Raw genomic sequence first — 17,590 nt, 5'->3', positions numbered from 1 at the left:
TGCGATGCTCCGCAGGACCGGCAGCACCCGCTGCCAGCCGTCGTCGCTGAGCGTGTACACGGTGCGTCCGATCGGGGACGGGCCGGTCTCGCCGCTGAACGGGTTCCTGGCGGGCATCCTGCTGGGCTTCGACTCGGGTGCCGCGGCCGGTCTGGAGGCGACGTGCCGCATCGAGATCGACGGCCGCCGTTTCGAGTTCGCGGTGACCGAGGGTCGCCTCGCCGGCGCGCGCGGCGAGCCGGCGGTGACCATCACCGCCAGCGCGGCGGACCTTGTCAACGCCCGCCTCGGGTCAACCGACGCCAAGCGCAAGGCGGCGCTGCGGCGCATCGACTTCGCGGGCGACCCGGGCGCGGTCGACGCGGTGCGTCAGGCGTTTTCGCTGTAGTCGGGAGTCAGTCTCGGTTTTCCAGCAGCGCGCCGATCAATGCGTGGGCGATGAACTTGCCGTAGCGGGAGGCCGACCAACCGCGTTCCAGAACGAGGAGTTCGTAAAGCTCGGGTGCGTGGTACGTCCAGAGGACATCGCGGGCGTGTGTGGCGCTGACCCGCAGCTGCCCGGTGTGGGCCAGGTCGGAGGCGAACATCGTCATCGCCGTGAGAGTTTCGTGCCGGATCTGCTTCCAGACCGTCGCGGCGTCTGGGGACGACGCGGCGCCGTCGCGTGCGAGCAGCTGGACTGGAGCGCTGCGCGGCATCGTGGAGGCCAGGTGCTTGGCGTAGATCTCGATCTTGCGGGCGGCCCGGGGCGCCTTGAGCACCTCCTGGATGACGTCTCGCTGGACCATGGGGATCGGTTCGTCATCGCCGGCGACGGACACATCGAAGAGCGCTTTGAGGACGCCCGCCTTGGTGGCGAAGGCCTTGTACACCGTCTCGACTGACACGCCGGCGTCGCCCGCGATCTCCGCAATGGTCGTCGCCGCATAACCCTGCGCCAGGAAGCGCTTCCGGGCGGCCGCAAGCACCGCCTGCCGGTTCTGTTGCGCCTGTTGGCGACGACGGGTCGAGTCATAGCGGCGCGGAGGCTGGCTCTTGACAGATCCCATATTTCAGTACATGCTCCTGTATCTATTACTATTTACTGTATCAGACATGGGGAGCCAGACATGACAATCGCTACACCTGCTCCCGCCACGCTGGCGGACGGCGACCATTCCATGGCGGTCGCGCGTGGCCTGGCGCCGGAAATTGCGCGGTGCGCCGATGACGCTGAGGCGCTCGGGACATTGCCGATCGATCTGGTCGGGCGGCTGCGTGCTGCCGGCATCTTCCGTGCCTTGCAACCACGCTCGCTCGGCGGCTTTGAAGTGGCACCCGCGGAGTTCATCCAGATGATCGAGGAACTGGCGCGTGCCGACGGTTCGACGGGCTGGATTGGGGCGATCGGCTCCGGCGCTCCGGCGTTCACCGCTTGGCTCGAGCCTGCGGTCGCCCTAGAACTGTTCGGCCCGGACGCGGATTTTTTGGCGGCCACCGTGTTTGCCCCCACCGGGCGAGCCGTCCAGGATGACCGCGGCCGGTTCACAGTCGACGGCCGTTGGCCTTTCGCCAGCGGTTGCCGCCACGCCGAATGGTTGCTGGCCGGGATGTTCGTCTTCGACGGCTTGGACAGTCAGGCGCCGAGAATGATCGCGGGACAGGGCCCGGACTGGCGCCTTGCGTTCTTTCCGCGCGCCAACGCCGAAATCGTGGACAACTGGGACGTTTTGGGGCTGCGCGCCACGGGCAGCAATGACGTGGTCGCACGAGGTCTGCACGTTGCCGAAGAACACACCATCCGCCCGTTCTTCGAGCCGGCCCGCCAGGACGGCCCATTGTGGAGACTGGCGTTCTTCACACTGGTCGGAGTCGCCTTGGTCGGTGTCCCGCTCGGGATCGCGCGGCGCGCGCTCGACGAATTCGCCGACCTTGCGCCCACGAAGACCCGTGCCGGCACCTTCGAGCCCCTCGCCGAGGACCCTGTCGCGCAGGTCGAGTTCGCCGGTGCCGAAGCGGCTTTGCGGTCGGCGCGGGCCTTCGTTCTCGACGAGGCCGGCGCCCTGTGGGACACCGCGCTCGCCGGCGACACACCGTCGCTACAGCAGCGCGCTCGTTTCCAGCTCGCCGCCCAGCAGGCAATGCGCGCGGCGCGCCACGCGGTCGACGCGACGTTCGGCCTGACCGGTGCGGGGGCGGTGCACGCGACCCATCCGCTGCAGCGATGCTTCCGGGACTTACATACCGTCGGTCAGCACGTGTACTTCAGCCCGTCCGCCCTGAAGCGCTATGCCAACGCCCAATTCGGCATCACCCAACCGACCCACTTGATGTGACACCCACGCCCCGTCAGACCTCCAAGGCGTTGATCCACTTTTCCAGCCGCCTGGCTTCGCGCGTCATGATCTCGGGTTGGGCCAGCGCGTTCGTGAGGACCGCGCTGCCCTCGTAGGCGATGACGAGTTGGTGCGCCAGGTCGCGGGCGTCGCGGCGACCCATGGCGCGGAATTGCTGCTCGGCCCAGTCCAGCAGGGTCTGCATGAGTGGAGCGGTCAGGGCGGGCGATTGGCCCGGCTGGTTCGCGAGCTCGGTGCACAAGGTGCCCAACGGGCAGCCGTGGTCGGCGATCGTGTCACGCGAGTCGGCCAACATGCCCACGAGCGCCTTGAGCCGGGCCTTGGGGCTACCGTGCCGGCGTTGCACGGCCGCGGTGGCGGATCGGATTTCGTCGGTGCGCGCCTCGACGACTGCGGCCACGATGTCGTCCTTGGTCTTGAAGTAGTAGTACACGTTGCCCAGCGGTACGTCGGCGGCCTCGGCGATGTGCGCGAGCGTGGTACCCGCGATGCCCTGGCGATGGAACAGATCGCATGCGGCGGCGATCAGTCGCTCTCGCTTGCCCGGGGGCGTCGGCGGGGCGGCATCGTCGGAATCGGTTGAGTCAGCCATATCACTCACGGACTATAGACGGCACGCATCCATGCTCAACGCCCACAACAGATTCCTGTTCTCGTGCGTGTTGTAGGAGGTCTTGACGCTCCTAGCCTTAGCACGCGCGAAGTATTGGCCGGAGTGCTGCGCTCGCCGCGTGGAGGAGGCAAGGTCCACCGAGGTGGCCGCGCCCTTGTCGGGGGAAATCGAAAACGGCAGCGCCGCATAGGACATCGCACGCAGGGCTCCCGGGGCGTCCCGCATCATCGGTGTCCTGACGATCCCGGGATGCACGGCGTTCGCGGTGACCCGCGTCGACGCCAGCCGGTGCGCCAACTCGATGGTGAACAACAGCACGAGGAGCTTGGACGCCGCATAGGCGCGGATGGCCGAAAATCGTTGCTCGCCTTGCAGGTTGTCGGGTTCGAACTTGCCCACGCGGTACACGCTCGAGCTCAGGTTGACGATTCTGCCCTGTGGGCTCCTTCGCAGTTCATCGAGCAACAAGTGGGTGAGGTAAAACTGCGAGAGGTAGTTGACCTGAAAGGTCGTCTCATAACCGTCCTCGGTCAGGATGCGCCGCGTCACGACGATCCCGGCGTTGTTGATCAACACGTCCAACCGCGGATAACGGGCCGCGAACGTGTCGGCCAGCCGCTGCTGCTGGGCGAGGGACGTGAGGTCGGCGGTGAGGTAATCGACGTCGTGATTGCCGGTGGCCGCGACGATTTCGCTCATGACGCTCGCCGCCTTGGCTTCGTTGCGTGCGGCGAGCACGACGGCATAACCCTTTGTCGCGAGCGCGGTCGCGGTGACCTTGCCGATGCCGTCGGTGGCCCCGGTGATCAGGCAGATTGGTTTGTCCATGGGCTATTGGGCGGCCGCATTGATCTGCGATGGCCGCGCCAACATGCGCGACATCATCGAGCGGGTCAACGCCGCGGGCACGAGCGCGGCACTGACCCGGTTGATCCGGCCCGGTATGCAGTTGGCGCGGTTGCGCTGCAGCGCGCGCAGCGCCTCGCGGACGCAATCGTCCGGCGTCAAGGGCGGTATTGGCAGCTTGTCGGGGTCCAGGCCGAGCTCGGCCAGCACGGGGGTGCGGGTGGGTCCCGGGTGCAGGACGGTCACGTGCACGCCGTGCTTGGCCAGCTCGCCGTGCAGTCCGGCGCCGAGGCTTGTTACGTAGGCCTTGGTCGCCGCGGTGTGCGCCATGTAGGGCACGCCGTGGATCGCGCCCAGCGCGGAGACGAGCACGATGCCGCCGCGGCCGCGTCGCGCCAGGCGTTGACCGAAGTGGTGGCTCAGGCCCAGGTGCGCCGCGGTGTTCAGCCGCAGGACCGCGCGCTGCGCCTGCAGGTCGGAGCTCAGGAAGGGCCCGGGCAGGGCCACACCGGCGTTCGACACCAGCAGGCCGACGTCAATGTCGTTGGTGGCCTCGGCGATTGGGGTCAGCATGCCCGGCTCGGACAGGTCGACGTCGAGGGCGCGATGCTCCACACCGTGGCGCTCCGCCAGCTCCGCGCCGACATCCCGCAGCACGTCCAGGCGCCGGGCGACCAGCACCACGTTGATGCCCGCGGCGGCTAGCTGGTTGGCGAACTCGCGCCCGATCCCTGATGACGCGCCCGTCACGACGGCCCACGGACCGAATTGGTGTGCGTTGATGCTCATGGCGTCCGCCTTCCCTTTGTCATGTACCAAGCTAGTTAGCCAACTTACTATCTCAGGTGAGTACTGACAAGGAGAAGAATTGAAGAACGGATTGCGCTGGCATCGGCTCAGTATTATGTTAGTTATCTGACTGATTACTGCCTACCGCGAGAGGCTTAGAGCCAGATGATTGTCGTCAAGCGTGCGTGGCTGCCGCTGGCCATCGCGGCCCTGGTCGCTATCGCGGGTTTCGCCGTCTACCGGCTGCACGGGACATTCGGTGTGCACCCCAACGCGTCGGCGGCGAGCCCCCGCGCCGATGACATCAAGCCGTTCAATCCCAAGCGCGTGACCCTCGAGGTGTTCGGCCCCGTGGGGAGCGTCGCCGACATCAACTACCTCGACGTCGACGCCGCACCGCAGCGAGTCGACGGTGCCGGGTTGCCGTGGACCTACAGCGTGTCCACTACCGCCCCGGCGGTAAGCGTCAACGTCGTGGCGCAAGGCGATGGTGAGGTCATCGGCTGCCGAATCACGGTGAACGGCCAGACCAAGGATCAACGAACCGTCGAAGGCGTCAACCCCCAAACCTTCTGCCTGGTGAAATCCGCGTGATCGCGCGAACGGTCCGCCGCCTTGCGCTGCCCATCCTGCTGTTCTGGGTGGGCCTCGCCGCGATTACGAATATCGTTGTGCCACAACTGGAAGCGGTCGGGGAAGCGCACGCGGTGTCGATGAGCCCCGACGACGCTCCCGCGATACAGGCGATGAAGCGCATCGGCCAGGTATTTCACGAGTTCGATTCGGACAGCGCCGTCATGGTCGTCCTGGAAGGTCAGGCGCCGCTGGGCGACACGGCACACCGGTTTTACGACGACCTGGTGCGCCGGCTCGCACAGGACAAGAAGCACGTCGAGCACATTCAAGACTTCTGGGGCGATCCGCTCACCGCGGCCGGCTCGCAGAGTCCCGACGGCAGGGCCGCATATGTGCAGGTCTTCCTCGCCGGGCACCAGGGCGAGACGCTGGCCAACGAGTCCGTCGACGCCGTGCGGCGCATCGTGTCGAGCGTGCCGGCACCGGCTGGGGTCAAGGCTTATGTCGCCGGCGCGGCGGCCGTCACCACCGACCAACTCGAATTCGGCAACAAAAGCGCCCGCAAGGTGATGGGCGTGACGATCGGGGTCATCGTGCTGATGCTGCTGATCGTGTACCGATCGTTGGTCACGGTGCTGCTGACGCTGCTGATGGTCTTCATCGAATTGCCCGCCGTGCAGGGGGTGATCGCGTTTCTGGGAAGCCATGGGGCCATCGGGCTTTCGACCTTCGCGGTGCAAATCCTGCCGATACTCGCCATCGCGGCCGGCACCGACTACGCGATATTCGTCGTCGGGCGATATCAGGAGGCCCGCCAGGCGGGAGAGGATCGGGAAGCCGCCTACTACACCATGTTTCGCGGCAGCGCACACGTGGTCCTGGGCTCGGGCCTGACCATCGCCGGCGCGATGTTCTGCCTGTCCTTCACACGGCTGCCCTACTTCCAAACGCTGGGTGCGCCCTGTGCCATCGGCATGTTCACGATGGTCGCGGCGGCCCTCACCCTGGGCCCGGCCATCCTCACCCTGGGCAGTCGATTCGGCCTGTTCGATCCCAAACGGAAGATCAAGACGCGCGGATGGCGACGGGTCGGAACCGCCGTCGTGCGCTGGCCCGCGCCGATCCTCGCGGCGACCTGCGCGAGCGCCCTGGTCGGGCTGCTGGCGCTGCCGTCGTTCACCACGAGCTACAACGACCGCAATTACCTGCCCTCGATCACACCGTCCAACATCGGATACGCCGCGGCGGACCGGCACTTTTCGCCGGCGCGGCTCAACCCCGACCTGCTTCTCGTCGAGACCGACCACGACATGCGCAATCCCGCCGACATGCTCATCCTGGACCGGGTTGCCAAGGCCGTCTACGCGGCCGACGGCGTCGCCCGCGTCCAGGGCATCACCCGGCCGCTGGGTACCCCCATCGCGCACACGTCCATTCCCTTCCAGATCAGCATGCAGGGGACGACCCTGACCGAGAACATGAAGTACATGCACGACCGCATGGCCGACATGCGCGCCGTCGCCGATCAGATGGCGGGCGTCATCGACACCATGCAACGGATGCTCGCCGCGATGCGTGGGCTCGCGGCCACCACCCACGACATCGCGGGCCAAACAAAGCAGATCGTCGCGGACACCGACGACGTGCGCGACCGCATCGCCGATTTCGACGACTTCTTCAGGCCGTTGCGCGGCTACCTCTCCTGGGAGCGGCACTGCTTCGACATCCCCGTCTGCTGGGCGCTGCGCTCGGCATTCGATGCGCTGGATGGCGTCGACAAGCTCACCGACGACCTGGGCGGGCTGGTGAAAGACACTGACAGCCTCGATGTCATGCTGCCACAGCTGATCTCGCTGCTGCCGCCGATCATCGACGCCACCTCGACCATGCGCACGATGACGATGACCATGTACAGCTCGTTCTCGGGTCTGCTGGATCAAATGGACGCCGCCCAGCAGAACGCGAGCGCGATGGGGCAGGCCTTCGACGCGGCCAAGAACGACGATTCCTTCTATCTGCCGCCGGAAGCGTTCGACAACCCCGACTTCAAACGGGGCTTGGCGATGTTCCTCTCGCCCGACGGGAAGGCGGCCCGGTTCATCATCACCCACAACGGGGATCCGGCGACACCCGAGGGCATCTCGCACGTCGACGCCATCAAAAAGGCCGCGCACCACGCGGTCAAGGGAACCCCCTTGGAGGACGCCAAGATTCAGCTGGGCGGCACGGCGGCGACGTACAAGGACATGAGTGACGCGGCCAAGTACGACCTGCTGATCGCCGGGATCGCCGCGGCCAGCCTGATTTTCGTCATCATGCTGATCATCACCCGCAGCGTGATCGCCGCCCTCGTCATCATCGGCACGGTGCTGCTGTCGCTGGGATCCTCGTTCGGACTGTCGGTGCTCGTCTGGCAAGACATTCTCGGAAGTCCGTTGCACTGGCTGGTCATCGCGATGGCGCTGATCGTGCTGCTGGCCGTGGGATCGGACTACAACCTGCTGCTGGTATCCCGATTCAAAGAGGAAATCGGCGCCGGCATCAAGACCGGAATCATCCGCGCCATGGGCGGAACCGGAGCGGTGGTGACGTCCGCCGGGCTGGTGTTCGCGTTCACCATGGCGTCCTTTGTGTTCAGCGATCTGAGGATGATCGGACAATTCGGCACGATCGTCGGGATGGGGCTGCTCTTCGACACTCTCGTCGTGCGCTCCCTCATGACGCCGTCGATCGCGGCCCTGCTCGGACGCTGGTTCTGGTGGCCGCAACGCGTCGGCTCCAGACCTCGTGCGGTGACACCCACGGTCTCGGCCCGGACCGTCGCCGAAAGCCTGCACGCATGAAATCCCGCCGCGCCGAACAGCAGACGCTCTCCAAGTCGATACGCCTCGCCGCGCCGCCGGAGAAGGTGTGGAACTTGATCACCACCGTCGCCGGCATCGCCGAGTGGTACGACACCTGGGACGCCGTCGAGCACGCCGTCGAGGACCAACGGCTCGAGGTGGGCACGTCGTTTCGGTTGATCCGTCATCGCCGCGGCCGCGACGACACCGCACTGTGCCGGGTGACAGCGCTACAGGCGCCCACGCGATTGTGCTGGGTGCAATACGCCCCTCATCTGTCCGCCATGTCGGTCGAGTTCCGGTTAGTGCCCGACGACGGGGCCACCCTGCTGGAGCACACCAGGAGTTGGATCACCACGTGACCGGTAGTTCGACGAGTCCGCCGGCCAGCACGTCGCGACGCATGGGCAGTCTTGCGGCATCGACCGTGAGATTCATTGACGGAAACCGTGGAATCAGTTGAGCGAAAACCGCTTTCAGCTCGATGCGGGCCAGCGGCGCTCCGATGCAATAGTGCCCGCCGTATCCGAACGCGAGATGGGCGGCTTCCTTGCGGGAGACATCAACGCGTTGCGGGTCGGCGAACGTCGCGGGGTCGTGGTTGGCCGCCCCGACGTCCAGCAGCACCAGGTCTCCGGCGTGGATCGCGACTCCGTCGATGTCGAAGTCCGTGCGCGCGTAGCGGGGAATGCCGCCCACCCCGCCCCCGGTTGTCGACGCTCGTAGCAGTTCCTCGACGGCATTGGGAATCAGCGCGGGGTTATCGACAAGCGCCTCCCACTGATCGCGGTTGGTCAGCAAATGCATTGTCCCCAAGCCGATCTGGACCACGGTGGTCTCGTGCCCGGCGAACAGCAAGAGCATCGACATCGTGGCGGCGTCTTCGTCGGAGACGCCGTCGGTCGCACACAGCCGCGACATAACGTCGTCGCCCGGGTGGGCGCGCTTGCGCTCGACCAGGGCGCGGCCATAGTCGAACAGCGCGGCCAGCCCGCGCTCGGAGCGATCGTGATCGCGCACGTTGCCTGCGTCCTCCGCCCAGGCACGGAACTGGTCCCTATCGGAATAGGGCACCCCGAGCAGCTCGCAGATCACCAGGATGGGCAGCGGCAGCGCCAATCGCGCGTGCAGATCGGCCGGGGGGCCCTGCTTTTCGAGTTCGTCCAGCAGCCCGGTGGTCAGTGCCTCGACTCTCGGTGCCAGCGAACGCAGGTGCTTGGGTGAGAAGTGGGGCTGTAGCAGTGCCCGCATCTTCGCGTGGTCCGCCGCCTCGGTGTCGAAGTCCCCCAGCGGGCCACCGAACAATGCCGATTCGCCTGTGCGCGCAGCCGTTTCGGGTTCGCGATGAGAACGGCCGAGGCGATCGTCGTCGAGCAGTCGTCGCACGTGGGTGTAGTCGCTGACCAGCCAGCCCACGTCGCCGACCGGGGTCCGTACCCGATGTATGGGCAGTCCGATGGATGTCATCGCATGTCCCCAGCAGGTATAAGAGTCCTTATACAACTGTACTTGTATACTTGGGCTTAGACAAGAGGAGGTTGGGGTGACGGTTGTCCAATCCGAGCCGACCCGGCGGATGCCCCGCGCCCAACGGCGCGAGCAGATCCTCGAGGCCGCCACCCGCGCCTTCGCCCGCGGCGGCTTCGCGAACACGGGGCTCGATGCCATCGCCGCGGAGGCCGGCGTGACCCCGGTGATCCTGTACCGGCACTTCGCGTCGAAGGCCGACCTGTATCGCGAAGTCATAGAGAGTGGCCACCAAAGGCTGCGCGAGGCAACCGGCGGCGAAGACCTCGGCGATGCCAGCATCCCCGCGTTCATCCGCGCGGCCGCGGCCGATCCGGACGCCTTCCGGCTGCTCTACCATTACGTCGCGCGCGAACCGCAGTTTCACGACATCATCGACACCCTCATCGAGAGCTCGGCCGACCTCACCCGCCGCCACCTCGCGGGCGTCGCCGATGATCGGTGGCGGAGCTGGGCGGCGCGGCTGCTGCCCAGCATGACGATCGACGCCGTCATCGCCTGGCTCGACGCCGGCCAGCCCGACCCCGCCGACGCCGCCATCCGAATCAGGAGCGTTGTCGACGCCGTGATCCAGGCCGCGGAGCGCTGACCGGGGGCGGTCGTCGGCAGCCACTAGACTTTCTGCCGTGGCCGAACCCGCTGACACCGTGTCGACGCCCCGCCCTGTGTTGGTGGTCGATTTCGGCGCACAGTACGCGCAGCTGATCGCCCGCCGGGTGCGGGAGGCGCGGGTCTTCTCGGAGGTCATCCCGCACACCGCCTCGGTCGAGGAGATCAAGGCCCGCGACCCGGTGGCGCTGGTGCTCTCCGGTGGACCGGCCAGCGTCTACACCGAGGGCGCGCCGCAGCTCGATCCGGCGGTGTTCGACCTCGGGCTGCCGGTGTTCGGCATCTGCTACGGGTTTCAGGCCATGGCGCAGGCGCTGGGCGGGACCGTCGCGCACACCGGCACCAGCGAGTACGGCCGGACCGAGCTGAAAGTCGTTGGCGGCGAATTGCATTCGGGGCTGCCCAGTGTGCAGCCGGTCTGGATGAGTCACGGCGACGCCGTCACCGCCGCCCCCGACGGGTTCGACGTGGTGGCCAGCAGCCCCGGTGCGGTGGTGGCCGCCTTCGAGAACCGCGGCCGGCGCCTGGCCGGGGTCCAGTACCACCCCGAGGTGATGCACACCCCGCACGGGCAACAGGTGCTCAGCCGGTTCCTGCACGACTTCGCCGGACTCGGCGCGGAGTGGACGGCCGCCAACATCGCCGAGGCGCTCGTCGAGCAGGTGCGCGCCCAGATCGGCGACGGCCACGCGATCTGCGGGCTGTCCGGCGGCGTGGATTCCGCGGTTGCCGCCGCGCTGGTGCAGCGCGCCATCGGCGACCGGCTGACGTGCGTCTTCGTCGACCACGGGCTGCTGCGCGCGGGCGAGCGCGATCAGGTGCAGCGCGATTTCGTGGCCGCCACCGGCGCCAACCTGGTCACCGTGGACGCCGCGGACACCTTCCTGCAGGCGCTGTCGGGGGTGACCAATCCCGAAGGCAAGCGCAAGATCATCGGCCGGCAGTTCATCCGGGCCTTCGAGGGCGCGGTGCGGGATGTGTTGGGGGACAATCCCGTTGAGTTCCTGGTGCAGGGCACGCTGTATCCGGATGTGGTGGAGTCCGGCGGGGGCAGTGGCACCGCCAACATCAAGAGCCACCACAACGTCGGCGGGCTGCCCGGCGACCTGAAGTTCAAACTCGTCGAGCCGTTGCGGCTGCTGTTCAAGGACGAGGTGCGCGCCGTCGGGCGGGAGTTGGGTCTGCCGGAGGAAATCGTTGCGCGCCAACCGTTTCCGGGACCGGGGCTGGGCATCCGCATCGTCGGCGAGGTCACCGCGAAGCGGTTGGACACGCTGCGGCGCGCCGACGCCATCGCGCGCGAGGAACTCACCGCCGCCGGGTTGGACAACCAGATCTGGCAGTGCCCGGTGGTGTTGCTGGCCGACATCCGCTCGGTCGGCGTCCAGGGCGACAACCGCACCTACGGGCATCCGATCGTGCTGCGGCCGGTGTCGAGCGAGGACGCGATGACCGCCGACTGGACGCGGGTGCCCTACGAGGTGCTGGAGCGGATCTCCACCCGCATCACCAACGAGGTGGCCGAGGTCAACCGCGTCGTGCTGGACGTCACCAGCAAGCCGCCCGGCACCATCGAGTGGGAGTAGCTACTCCACGAATTCTCTTCTGCCGTAGGCGATCGTGGCCGCATCCCAGTTCCCGCCGGCCTCGGCGACGAGCCTGCGTGCGACCTCGCGATCGTCGTTCCCGGCGACCAGGATCAAGGTGTGGTCGGTCGCGGTGACGGATCCACCCCGGATACGGTCGCGCCCAGCCGGGTCGGCCGCCAGCGCGTCGCCGAAGCGGGCGATGTCGACATCCGGCACGGCGATGATGATCGCGTCCCCTGCCGGCGCGGGCTCGTAGTCGAAGGTCAGGACGGCTTCCTGGTCGAACTGGCGGCGCAGCGCCTCGGCGGCGGTGTGCAACGTACCGTCGGCCCCGCACAGGTGAAATTCACGCGAGCGCTCATGGGTGATCTGCTGCAGCGCCGTCGACCAGTACACGCCGTCGAGGGCGGTGGATCCCGTCACCGCCGTGCCGTTCAGCGCGAGCGTCACGTCGGCTTGCGTCTCGAACAGGGAATCGGTGTTGTCGGTCGCGAACAGCTCCGCGGGGTGACACGGCGCGGCATGGGTTGGCGCGGGAAAAGAAGCGCAAAAAAGCACCATCAGCCACACCAGTACCGAGCGCATAAAGCAGCCTCTCACGTTTCTTGACGGTTGTCGGAGGCTGGGTGTTTACTCCAAATATATCGAACATGCGTTCGAACAGAGTGTTTAGTAGGAGGCAGTCATGACCGCGGCTTTGGCCTCCGATAACCGCGCTGAACAGCTGGAATCGCTTCGCCGACGGATGGCTGCAATGTCCGGGCGAGCCCCCGACCCGCTGCCGGATTCGGAATCCGGGGTGGCGCTCCCGCGGTGGCTGGCGGAGTCGCTCCCGGTGCCGTTACCGCGGGGGACGGTGGCGGTGCTGTCGGGGGCCCGGTCGCTGCTGCTGGGCATGGTGGCCGCGGTGACGGCGGCCGGGGGCAACGTCGCCGTCGTCGGCCAGCCGGACATCGGGCTGCTGGCAGCCGCGGAGATGGGGGCGGATCTGAGCAGGCTGGCGGTGATACCGGATCCCGGGACCGATCCGGTGGAGGTGGCCGCGGTGCTCATCGACGGCATGGATTTGGTGGTACTCGGTCTGGGCGGGCGCCGGGTGCCGCATACCCGCGCGCGGGCGGTGGTGGCGCGGGCCCGCAGCAAGGGGTGCACCTTGCTGGTCACCGACGGCGATTGGCAAGGGGCGCCGACGCGGCTTGCGGCCCGGGTCTGCGGCTACGAGATCACTTCGGCTTCTCCAGGGGCTCCCGCCCCTGGATTCGGCCGGATCAGCAGGGTGCGGCTGCAGGTCAGCGGCGTGTGTGCGGGCAGACGGGTGATCGGCCGAGCGCGAGCCGGGTAATTCCAGTGGTATCCCCTTCTGGTTCAAGGGTTTTAGCGATCTGGTGCATGGACTGGCCCGCGGTCGCGGCGGCAGCGGCAGCGGACCTGCCCGCGACCGCTCCCATCGCGGTCACGTTGGCCAATCGGGTGATCGCCTGCTCGCCGGCCGCTCGTGCGGTGGGAGTGCGCCGAGGGCTGCGACGCCGCGAGGCCGCGGCCCGGTGCCCGCAACTGCACGTCGCGACCGCCGACGCCGACCGCGACGCCCGCTTCTTCGAAGGAGTGATCGCGGCGGTGGACGATCTGGTGCCCCGCGCCGAGGTGCTGCGGCCCGGCCTCCTGGTGTTGCCGGTGCGCGGGGCGGCCCGCTATTTCGGGTCCGAGGAGGTGGCCGCCGAGCGGCTGATCGACGCGGTGGCCGCGGCCGGCGCGGAGTGTCAGGTCGGGATCGCCGACCAGTTGTCCACCGCGGTCTTCGCCGCGCGCGCGGGCCGGATCGTGGAACCGGGTGGCGACGCGAAGTTCCTGTCGGTGCTCTCGATCCGGCAGCTGGCCACCGAGCCGAGCCTGTCGGGTCCGGGCCGAGAAGAGCTGACGGATCTGTTGTGGCGGATGGGGATTCGCACCATCGGGCAGTTCGCCGCGCTGTCCCGCACCGATGTGGCCTCCAGGTTCGGCGCCGACGGGGTGACCGCGCACCGGTTCGCCTGCGGTGAACCCGAGCGAGGCCCGTCCGGGCGGGAGCCGCCGCCGGAACTCGAGGCCGTCCTGGACTGCGATCCACCGATCGACCGGGTCGATGCCGCGGCATTCGCCGGACGCTCGCTGGCCGGCACGCTGCACCAGATGCTGATGGCCGCCGGAGTGGGATGCACCCGGCTGGCCATCCACGCCGTCACCGCCAACGGCGAAGAGCTGCAACGGGTGTGGCGCTGCGCCGAGCCGCTGACCGAGGACGCCACCGCCGACCGGGTGCGCTGGCAGCTGGACGGGTGGTTGAGCAACCGGAATGCCCGAGTCCGCGCGCCCACGGCGGCGGTGACGTTGCTGCGGCTGCAGGCGGTGGAGGTGGTGTCCGCCGAGGCGCTGCAATTGCCGCTATGGGGCGGTCTCGGCGAGGAGGACCGGCTGCGGGCCCGCCGCGCGCTGGTGCGGGTGCAGGGCCTGCTCGGCCCGGAGGCGGTGCGGGTGCCGGTGCTCTCCGGCGGCCGCGGGCCCGCCGAACGCATCACGCTGACCCCGCTGGGCGACGAGCCGGTGCCGGGCGCCGACCCGGGGTTGCCGTGGCCCGGACAACTGCCCGACCCGTCGCCCGCGGTCCTGCTCGATGACCCGGTGGAATTGCTTGACGCCCAAGGCAATCCGATACGGGTAACCGGACGGGGGCTGTTCTCGGCCGACCCCGCCCGGCTGACCGTGGACGCTCGAGACGAGCGGCTGAGCTGGTGGGCCGGACCGTGGCCGGTCGACGAGCGGTGGTGGGACCCCGACGCCAAGGGCAGCGCCGCCCGCGCCCAGGTCTTGCTGGAGGACGAGCGGGCGTTTCTGCTGTGCTACCGCCAGCGGCGCTGGTATCTCGAGGGGAGTTACGAGTAACGGTGCGGGCATACCCGGCGGGTGTGCGGGTAGTCATCCAGCATGGCTTTACGTGCGAGTTCAGCGATCCCCGTCGAATCCGTCGAGGCCTCGGCCTACTCGATCCCGACCGACGCACCGGAGTCCGACGGCACCCTGGAGTGGGACTCGACGACCCTTGTCCTGGCGAGCGTGCGGGCCGGCGGGCAGGTCGGGGTCGGCTACACCTACGCGGGCGCGCCCGTCGTCACCGTCGTCCGCTCCAAGCTGGCCGACGTCCTGGACGGCGCGGACGCGCTGCAGCCGCCGGCGCGGTGGGCGCAGATGCAGGACGCGGTCCGCAACCTGGGCAAGCCGGGCGTGGTCGCCGAGGCGATCTCGGCGCTCGACATCGCGCTGTGGGACTTGCGCGCTCGCCTGTTGGACGAACCGTTGGTCGTGGCGCTGGGCGCCGTGCACGACGCCACCCCGATCTACGGCAGCGGCGGGTTCACCTCATACGACAACGACACCCTGTGCGCGCAGCTGAGCGGCTGGGTCGAGGCCGGCATTCCCCGGGTCAAGATGAAGGTGGGTCGCGACCCGGACGCCGACGTCGGTCGGGTCGCGGCAGCGCGGGCGGCGATCGGCGACGATGCCGAGCTGTTCGTCGACGCCAACGGGGCGTATCAGCGCAAGCAGGCACTGCTGTGGGCCGAGCGCTACGCGGAGTACGACGTGCGGTGGTTCGAAGAACCGGTGTCCTCCGACGATCTCGACGGATTACGCCAGCTGTGCGAGCGCGGGCCGGCCGGCATGGACATCGCGGCCGGCGAATACGGGTACCACCTGCCCTACTTCCAGCGCATGCTTGCCGCGGGCGCGGTCGACTGCCTGCAGGCCGACGTCACCCGGGCCCTCGGCATCACCGGGGTGCTCAAGGTTGCCGCGTTGTGCGACGCGCGGGGCATGGACCTCTCGCTGCACTGCGCGCCGCAGATCAGCGCCCAGGTTGGCACCGCCATCTGGCACCTGCGCCACCTCGAGTACTTCCACGACCACGTGCGGATCGAACGGCTCGCGTTCGACGGGACCATCGATCCCGAGCCGGGCGGCGTGCTGCGCCCGGACCGCACCGCGCCCGGACACGGGTTGACCGTCAAGGACGCGGATCTCGAGCAGTTCCGCGTCGCCTGAACTCATCGCGGGCGAACATCCCGACCCGTGCGATGAACCGGTCGAAGAACTCCTCAGGTTCCACGCCAATACCGATGTGCGCGTTGGGTTCCCGGCCCCAGCGCCCCGACCAATCGACCACGGTCATGCCGCGGGTCAGGGTCCCGGCCAGCTCGACGTCGACCGTCGCCGCCCGGGTCGTCACCAGCTCCGGCTCCAGCGCGACCGCGGCGGCCAGCGGATCGTGCAGATGCGCCACGTATCCGTGAGCGTGGTCGTGGTGGACCTCGCAGTAGTACCGCAGCGCATCCTCGATCACCCGGATCAGCGGATTCGATGCCGTCGACGGCGTGCCGCGTTCATCGTCGGCGCTCATCGGCGTGGTGGTCGAGTTCGCCGCGGCCGCCAGCCGTGCCACCATCTCCGGCGTCATCGCGATGTGCTGGGTGAGATCCAGCCCGCACAGCATCGGAAGGCGTTGGGGTCCAAGGGCTTTAGACCAGGCCGCGAACACCTCGGCCGCCGCCTCCGGGTCCACGCTGATGTTCCATTCGGCGACCGGATTGGTGTTGCCGCGGTAGTCGTAGGCGCCGCCCATGATCACCAGGCGGCGCAGCAGCGTCGGGAGCGCGGGCTCGGCGCGCAGCGCCAGCGCCAGATTGGTCAGCGGCGCGGTGGCCACGCCTATCAACTCCCCGGCGTGGGCGTGTGCCGCGCGCACCCAGGCGGTAGCGGAATCGTAGTCGGTGAGCCGGCGGCGGGTGGGCGGCACGTCGGCGTACCCCATGCCCCTGGGGCCGTGCGCCTTCCCGGGGCGCAACGGACAGTTCAACGGCTGCTGGGCCCCCTTGGACACGGGTATGTCTGTGGCCCCGCACAATTCGAGCAGACCCAGGTTGTTCTCACACACCTGATCCACCGCGACGTTGCCGGCCGTCGAGGCGATGCCGACCACGTCCGCCTCCGGGCTGGCCAGCAGGTAGATCAGGGCCAGCGCATCGTCGACACCGGTGTCGACGTCGACGAAAACGGGCTTCACCGCGGCAAGGATACCGGGACGCTCAGGGCCAGCGGGACGCGAAAGTGATCACCAGGACGTCGCGCTGCGCCGGCGCGGGGGCGTCGATGGGCCGGACCGGGGTGACGCCGTGCAGGTTCCGGCGGTCGTCGCCCAGCAGCAACGTCCCGGGCTCGGCCAGCGTTGTCGTCAGCAACCGGTGACCGTCCGAGTCGCACACCGAACTCTCGCCACCGATGGCGTTGCGGCGTCCGATCAGCAGCGCGCTGACCAGGGTGACGCCGTCGCGGTGCATGCCCTCGGGCGTCGGATGGCCGCCCTCGCCGGTGGATCGGACGCGGAACGGATGCACCTTGACGTTCCAGTTGACCACGTCGTCGAGGGCCGCCGCCAAGCGGGCCAGCAGCTTGATCACCTTGTGCAGCAAGGGATCCTGGCCGAACGCGTCGGTCAGCGGCTCGAAGTCGCGACCCCGGTTGATGTAGAGGGGATTGGAGTCGTCCGGCTGCGCGAAGGTGTTGGCGGGCATGCGTTGCGCAACCCCGTCGCGGAACAGGTACTGGCCGTAGCGGCGTAGCCGCACCACGCCCAGCTCCGCCGCATAGGGGTCGGGCACCAGGTCGTCCCAGTGCCGGCCAAAGCGCGTCCAGGCTTCACGGCCCACCTCCAGGCTTCGGGTCACGTCGAACGACGGGATCAGGGCCGCGCCCGTACTGGTGAGCTGTTCCGCCGCGACGGCGACCGGGTCGGCGTGCGTGCGCCGGTCGGAAGTAATCCGGGCCATCGGTCGG

The 17,590-nt window shown here is 68.3% G+C and carries 18 protein-coding genes; 10 read left to right on the top strand and 8 right to left on the bottom strand.

All coding sequences use genetic code 11. The features are described from left to right. Nucleotides 1–388: SCP2 sterol-binding domain-containing protein (locus A5744_RS07300; protein WP_139331268.1), on the top strand; the 388-nt coding region annotated here is incomplete at its 5' end. A 7-nt stretch (nucleotides 389–395) separates the two neighbouring features. Here A5744_RS07300 and A5744_RS07295 read toward each other — a convergent pair. Continuing rightward, complete coding sequence (locus A5744_RS07295) at nucleotides 396–1,049, bottom strand: TetR/AcrR family transcriptional regulator (RefSeq protein WP_076059678.1); 654 nt, start codon at nucleotides 1,047–1,049, stop codon at nucleotides 396–398. 60 nt (nucleotides 1,050–1,109) lie between these two features. On the opposite strand from A5744_RS07295, the gene A5744_RS07290 reads away from it, so the two are divergent. Then, nucleotides 1,110–2,315 (top strand): acyl-CoA dehydrogenase family protein, encoded by a 1,206-nt coding sequence (locus tag A5744_RS07290; RefSeq protein WP_076059676.1) that lies wholly within the window; start codon nucleotides 1,110–1,112, stop codon nucleotides 2,313–2,315. A gap of 13 nt (nucleotides 2,316–2,328) precedes the next feature. Here the strand turns inward: A5744_RS07290 and A5744_RS07285 are convergent, their stop codons facing one another. Genes A5744_RS07285 through A5744_RS07275 form a run of 3 tightly spaced genes read right to left on the bottom strand, consistent with a single transcriptional unit; the run spans nucleotide 2,329 to nucleotide 4,584 of the window. Then, a complete protein-coding gene (locus A5744_RS07285; protein WP_076059675.1) occupies nucleotides 2,329–2,928 on the bottom strand; it encodes a TetR/AcrR family transcriptional regulator in 600 nt (199 codons plus the stop codon). Nucleotides 2,929–2,940: 12 nt separating this feature from the next. Next, the gene (locus tag A5744_RS07280) at nucleotides 2,941–3,777 is read right to left on the bottom strand and encodes an SDR family oxidoreductase (RefSeq protein ID WP_076059673.1); all 837 of its coding nucleotides are present in this window, start codon (nucleotides 3,775–3,777) and stop codon (nucleotides 2,941–2,943) included. Between the two features lie 3 nt (nucleotides 3,778–3,780). Next, nucleotides 3,781–4,584: an SDR family NAD(P)-dependent oxidoreductase gene (locus tag A5744_RS07275; protein WP_076059671.1), complete on the bottom strand. Its 804-nt coding sequence runs from the start codon at nucleotides 4,582–4,584 to the stop codon at nucleotides 3,781–3,783. A gap of 165 nt (nucleotides 4,585–4,749) precedes the next feature. Between A5744_RS07275 and A5744_RS07270 the strand changes: the two genes are divergently transcribed. From A5744_RS07270 to A5744_RS07260, 3 genes are read left to right on the top strand one after another with little or no spacing between them, the layout of a single operon-like run. Continuing rightward, nucleotides 4,750–5,178 (top strand): MmpS family transport accessory protein, encoded by a 429-nt coding sequence (locus A5744_RS07270; protein WP_076059670.1) that lies wholly within the window; start codon nucleotides 4,750–4,752, stop codon nucleotides 5,176–5,178. Beyond that, complete coding sequence (locus A5744_RS07265) at nucleotides 5,175–8,003, top strand: MMPL family transporter (protein ID WP_240562990.1); 2,829 nt, start codon at nucleotides 5,175–5,177, stop codon at nucleotides 8,001–8,003. Before A5744_RS07270 ends, A5744_RS07265 begins: the two co-directional genes overlap by 4 nt. Further along, a complete protein-coding gene (locus A5744_RS07260) occupies nucleotides 8,000–8,365 on the top strand; it encodes an SRPBCC domain-containing protein (RefSeq protein WP_076059667.1) in 366 nt (121 codons plus the stop codon). Before A5744_RS07265 ends, A5744_RS07260 begins: the two co-directional genes overlap by 4 nt. Here A5744_RS07260 and A5744_RS07255 read toward each other — a convergent pair. Next, nucleotides 8,355–9,470: a cytochrome P450 gene (locus A5744_RS07255; protein WP_076059665.1), complete on the bottom strand. Its 1,116-nt coding sequence runs from the start codon at nucleotides 9,468–9,470 to the stop codon at nucleotides 8,355–8,357. The two genes, A5744_RS07260 and A5744_RS07255, sit on opposite strands and share 11 nt — an antisense overlap. Nucleotides 9,471–9,546: 76 nt before the next feature. Between A5744_RS07255 and A5744_RS07250 the strand changes: the two genes are divergently transcribed. Both A5744_RS07250 and guaA read left to right on the top strand, forming a co-directional pair. Then, nucleotides 9,547–10,119 carry a TetR/AcrR family transcriptional regulator gene (locus tag A5744_RS07250; protein WP_240562989.1) on the top strand — a complete coding sequence of 191 codons (573 nt, stop codon included), beginning with the start codon at nucleotides 9,547–9,549 and terminating at the stop codon, nucleotides 10,117–10,119. Between the two features lie 37 nt (nucleotides 10,120–10,156). Next, complete coding sequence (gene guaA, locus A5744_RS07245; RefSeq protein WP_139329674.1) at nucleotides 10,157–11,725, top strand: glutamine-hydrolyzing GMP synthase; 1,569 nt, start codon at nucleotides 10,157–10,159, stop codon at nucleotides 11,723–11,725. Here the strand turns inward: guaA and A5744_RS07240 are convergent, their stop codons facing one another. Beyond that, nucleotides 11,726–12,313, bottom strand: a complete 588-nt coding sequence (locus tag A5744_RS07240; RefSeq protein ID WP_240562988.1) for a hypothetical protein — start codon at nucleotides 12,311–12,313, stop codon at nucleotides 11,726–11,728. It lies immediately after the preceding gene. 100 nt (nucleotides 12,314–12,413) lie between these two features. Here A5744_RS07240 and A5744_RS07235 point away from each other — a divergent pair, with 100 nt between their 5' ends. Genes A5744_RS07235 through A5744_RS07225 form a run of 3 tightly spaced genes read left to right on the top strand, consistent with a single transcriptional unit; the run spans nucleotide 12,414 to nucleotide 15,802 of the window. Then, nucleotides 12,414–13,070 carry a hypothetical protein gene (locus A5744_RS07235; protein ID WP_076059661.1) on the top strand — a complete coding sequence of 219 codons (657 nt, stop codon included), beginning with the start codon at nucleotides 12,414–12,416 and terminating at the stop codon, nucleotides 13,068–13,070. Nucleotides 13,071–13,117: 47 nt separating this feature from the next. Next, complete coding sequence (locus A5744_RS07230) at nucleotides 13,118–14,647, top strand: DNA polymerase Y family protein (protein WP_076059659.1); 1,530 nt, start codon at nucleotides 13,118–13,120, stop codon at nucleotides 14,645–14,647. A gap of 42 nt (nucleotides 14,648–14,689) precedes the next feature. Beyond that, on the top strand, nucleotides 14,690–15,802 hold the full coding sequence (locus A5744_RS07225) for an enolase C-terminal domain-like protein (RefSeq protein WP_076059657.1): 1,113 nt from the start codon (nucleotides 14,690–14,692) through the stop codon (nucleotides 15,800–15,802). On the opposite strand, the gene A5744_RS07220 is transcribed toward A5744_RS07225, so the two are convergent. Continuing rightward, the gene (locus A5744_RS07220; RefSeq protein WP_076059656.1) at nucleotides 15,765–16,820 is read right to left on the bottom strand and encodes a nucleoside hydrolase; all 1,056 of its coding nucleotides are present in this window, start codon (nucleotides 16,818–16,820) and stop codon (nucleotides 15,765–15,767) included. The genes A5744_RS07225 and A5744_RS07220 overlap by 38 nt on opposite strands. Nucleotides 16,821–16,842: 22 nt before the next feature. Next, a complete protein-coding gene (locus A5744_RS07215; protein ID WP_083679227.1) occupies nucleotides 16,843–17,583 on the bottom strand; it encodes a 2OG-Fe dioxygenase family protein in 741 nt (246 codons plus the stop codon). Nucleotides 17,584–17,590: the final 7 nt, after the last annotated feature.

Origin of the sequence: Mycobacterium sp. IS-1264, assembly GCF_001954195.1 — a bacterium.
Lineage (GTDB): Bacteria > Actinomycetota > Actinomycetes > Mycobacteriales > Mycobacteriaceae > Mycobacterium.
The sequence above is the reverse complement of the archived record's forward strand: the minus strand, read 5'-3'. Positions and strand labels throughout refer to the sequence as shown.

Excerpts from the sequence above, each read along its gene's own strand:
- A5744_RS07270 (WP_076059670.1), top strand. The coding sequence starts at position 4,750 with ATGATTGTCGTCAAGCGTGCGTGGCTGCCGCTGGCCATCGCGGCCCTG.
- A5744_RS07260 (WP_076059667.1), top strand. The coding sequence starts at position 8,000 with ATGAAATCCCGCCGCGCCGAACAGCAGACGCTCTCCAAGTCGATACGC.
- A5744_RS07295 (WP_076059678.1), bottom strand. The coding sequence starts at position 1,049 with ATGGGATCTGTCAAGAGCCAGCCTCCGCGCCGCTATGACTCGACCCGT.
- A5744_RS07275 (WP_076059671.1), bottom strand. The coding sequence starts at position 4,584 with ATGAGCATCAACGCACACCAATTCGGTCCGTGGGCCGTCGTGACGGGC.
- A5744_RS07225 (WP_076059657.1), top strand. The coding sequence starts at position 14,690 with ATGGCTTTACGTGCGAGTTCAGCGATCCCCGTCGAATCCGTCGAGGCC.
- A5744_RS07230 (WP_076059659.1), top strand. The coding sequence starts at position 13,118 with ATGGACTGGCCCGCGGTCGCGGCGGCAGCGGCAGCGGACCTGCCCGCG.
- A5744_RS07240 (WP_240562988.1), bottom strand. The coding sequence starts at position 12,313 with ATGCGCTCGGTACTGGTGTGGCTGATGGTGCTTTTTTGCGCTTCTTTT.
- A5744_RS07280 (WP_076059673.1), bottom strand. The coding sequence starts at position 3,777 with ATGGACAAACCAATCTGCCTGATCACCGGGGCCACCGACGGCATCGGC.
- A5744_RS07290 (WP_076059676.1), top strand. The coding sequence starts at position 1,110 with ATGACAATCGCTACACCTGCTCCCGCCACGCTGGCGGACGGCGACCAT.
- A5744_RS07235 (WP_076059661.1), top strand. The coding sequence starts at position 12,414 with ATGACCGCGGCTTTGGCCTCCGATAACCGCGCTGAACAGCTGGAATCG.
- A5744_RS07285 (WP_076059675.1), bottom strand. The coding sequence starts at position 2,928 with ATGGCTGACTCAACCGATTCCGACGATGCCGCCCCGCCGACGCCCCCG.
- A5744_RS07255 (WP_076059665.1), bottom strand. The coding sequence starts at position 9,470 with ATGACATCCATCGGACTGCCCATACATCGGGTACGGACCCCGGTCGGC.
- A5744_RS07215 (WP_083679227.1), bottom strand. The coding sequence starts at position 17,583 with ATGGCCCGGATTACTTCCGACCGGCGCACGCACGCCGACCCGGTCGCC.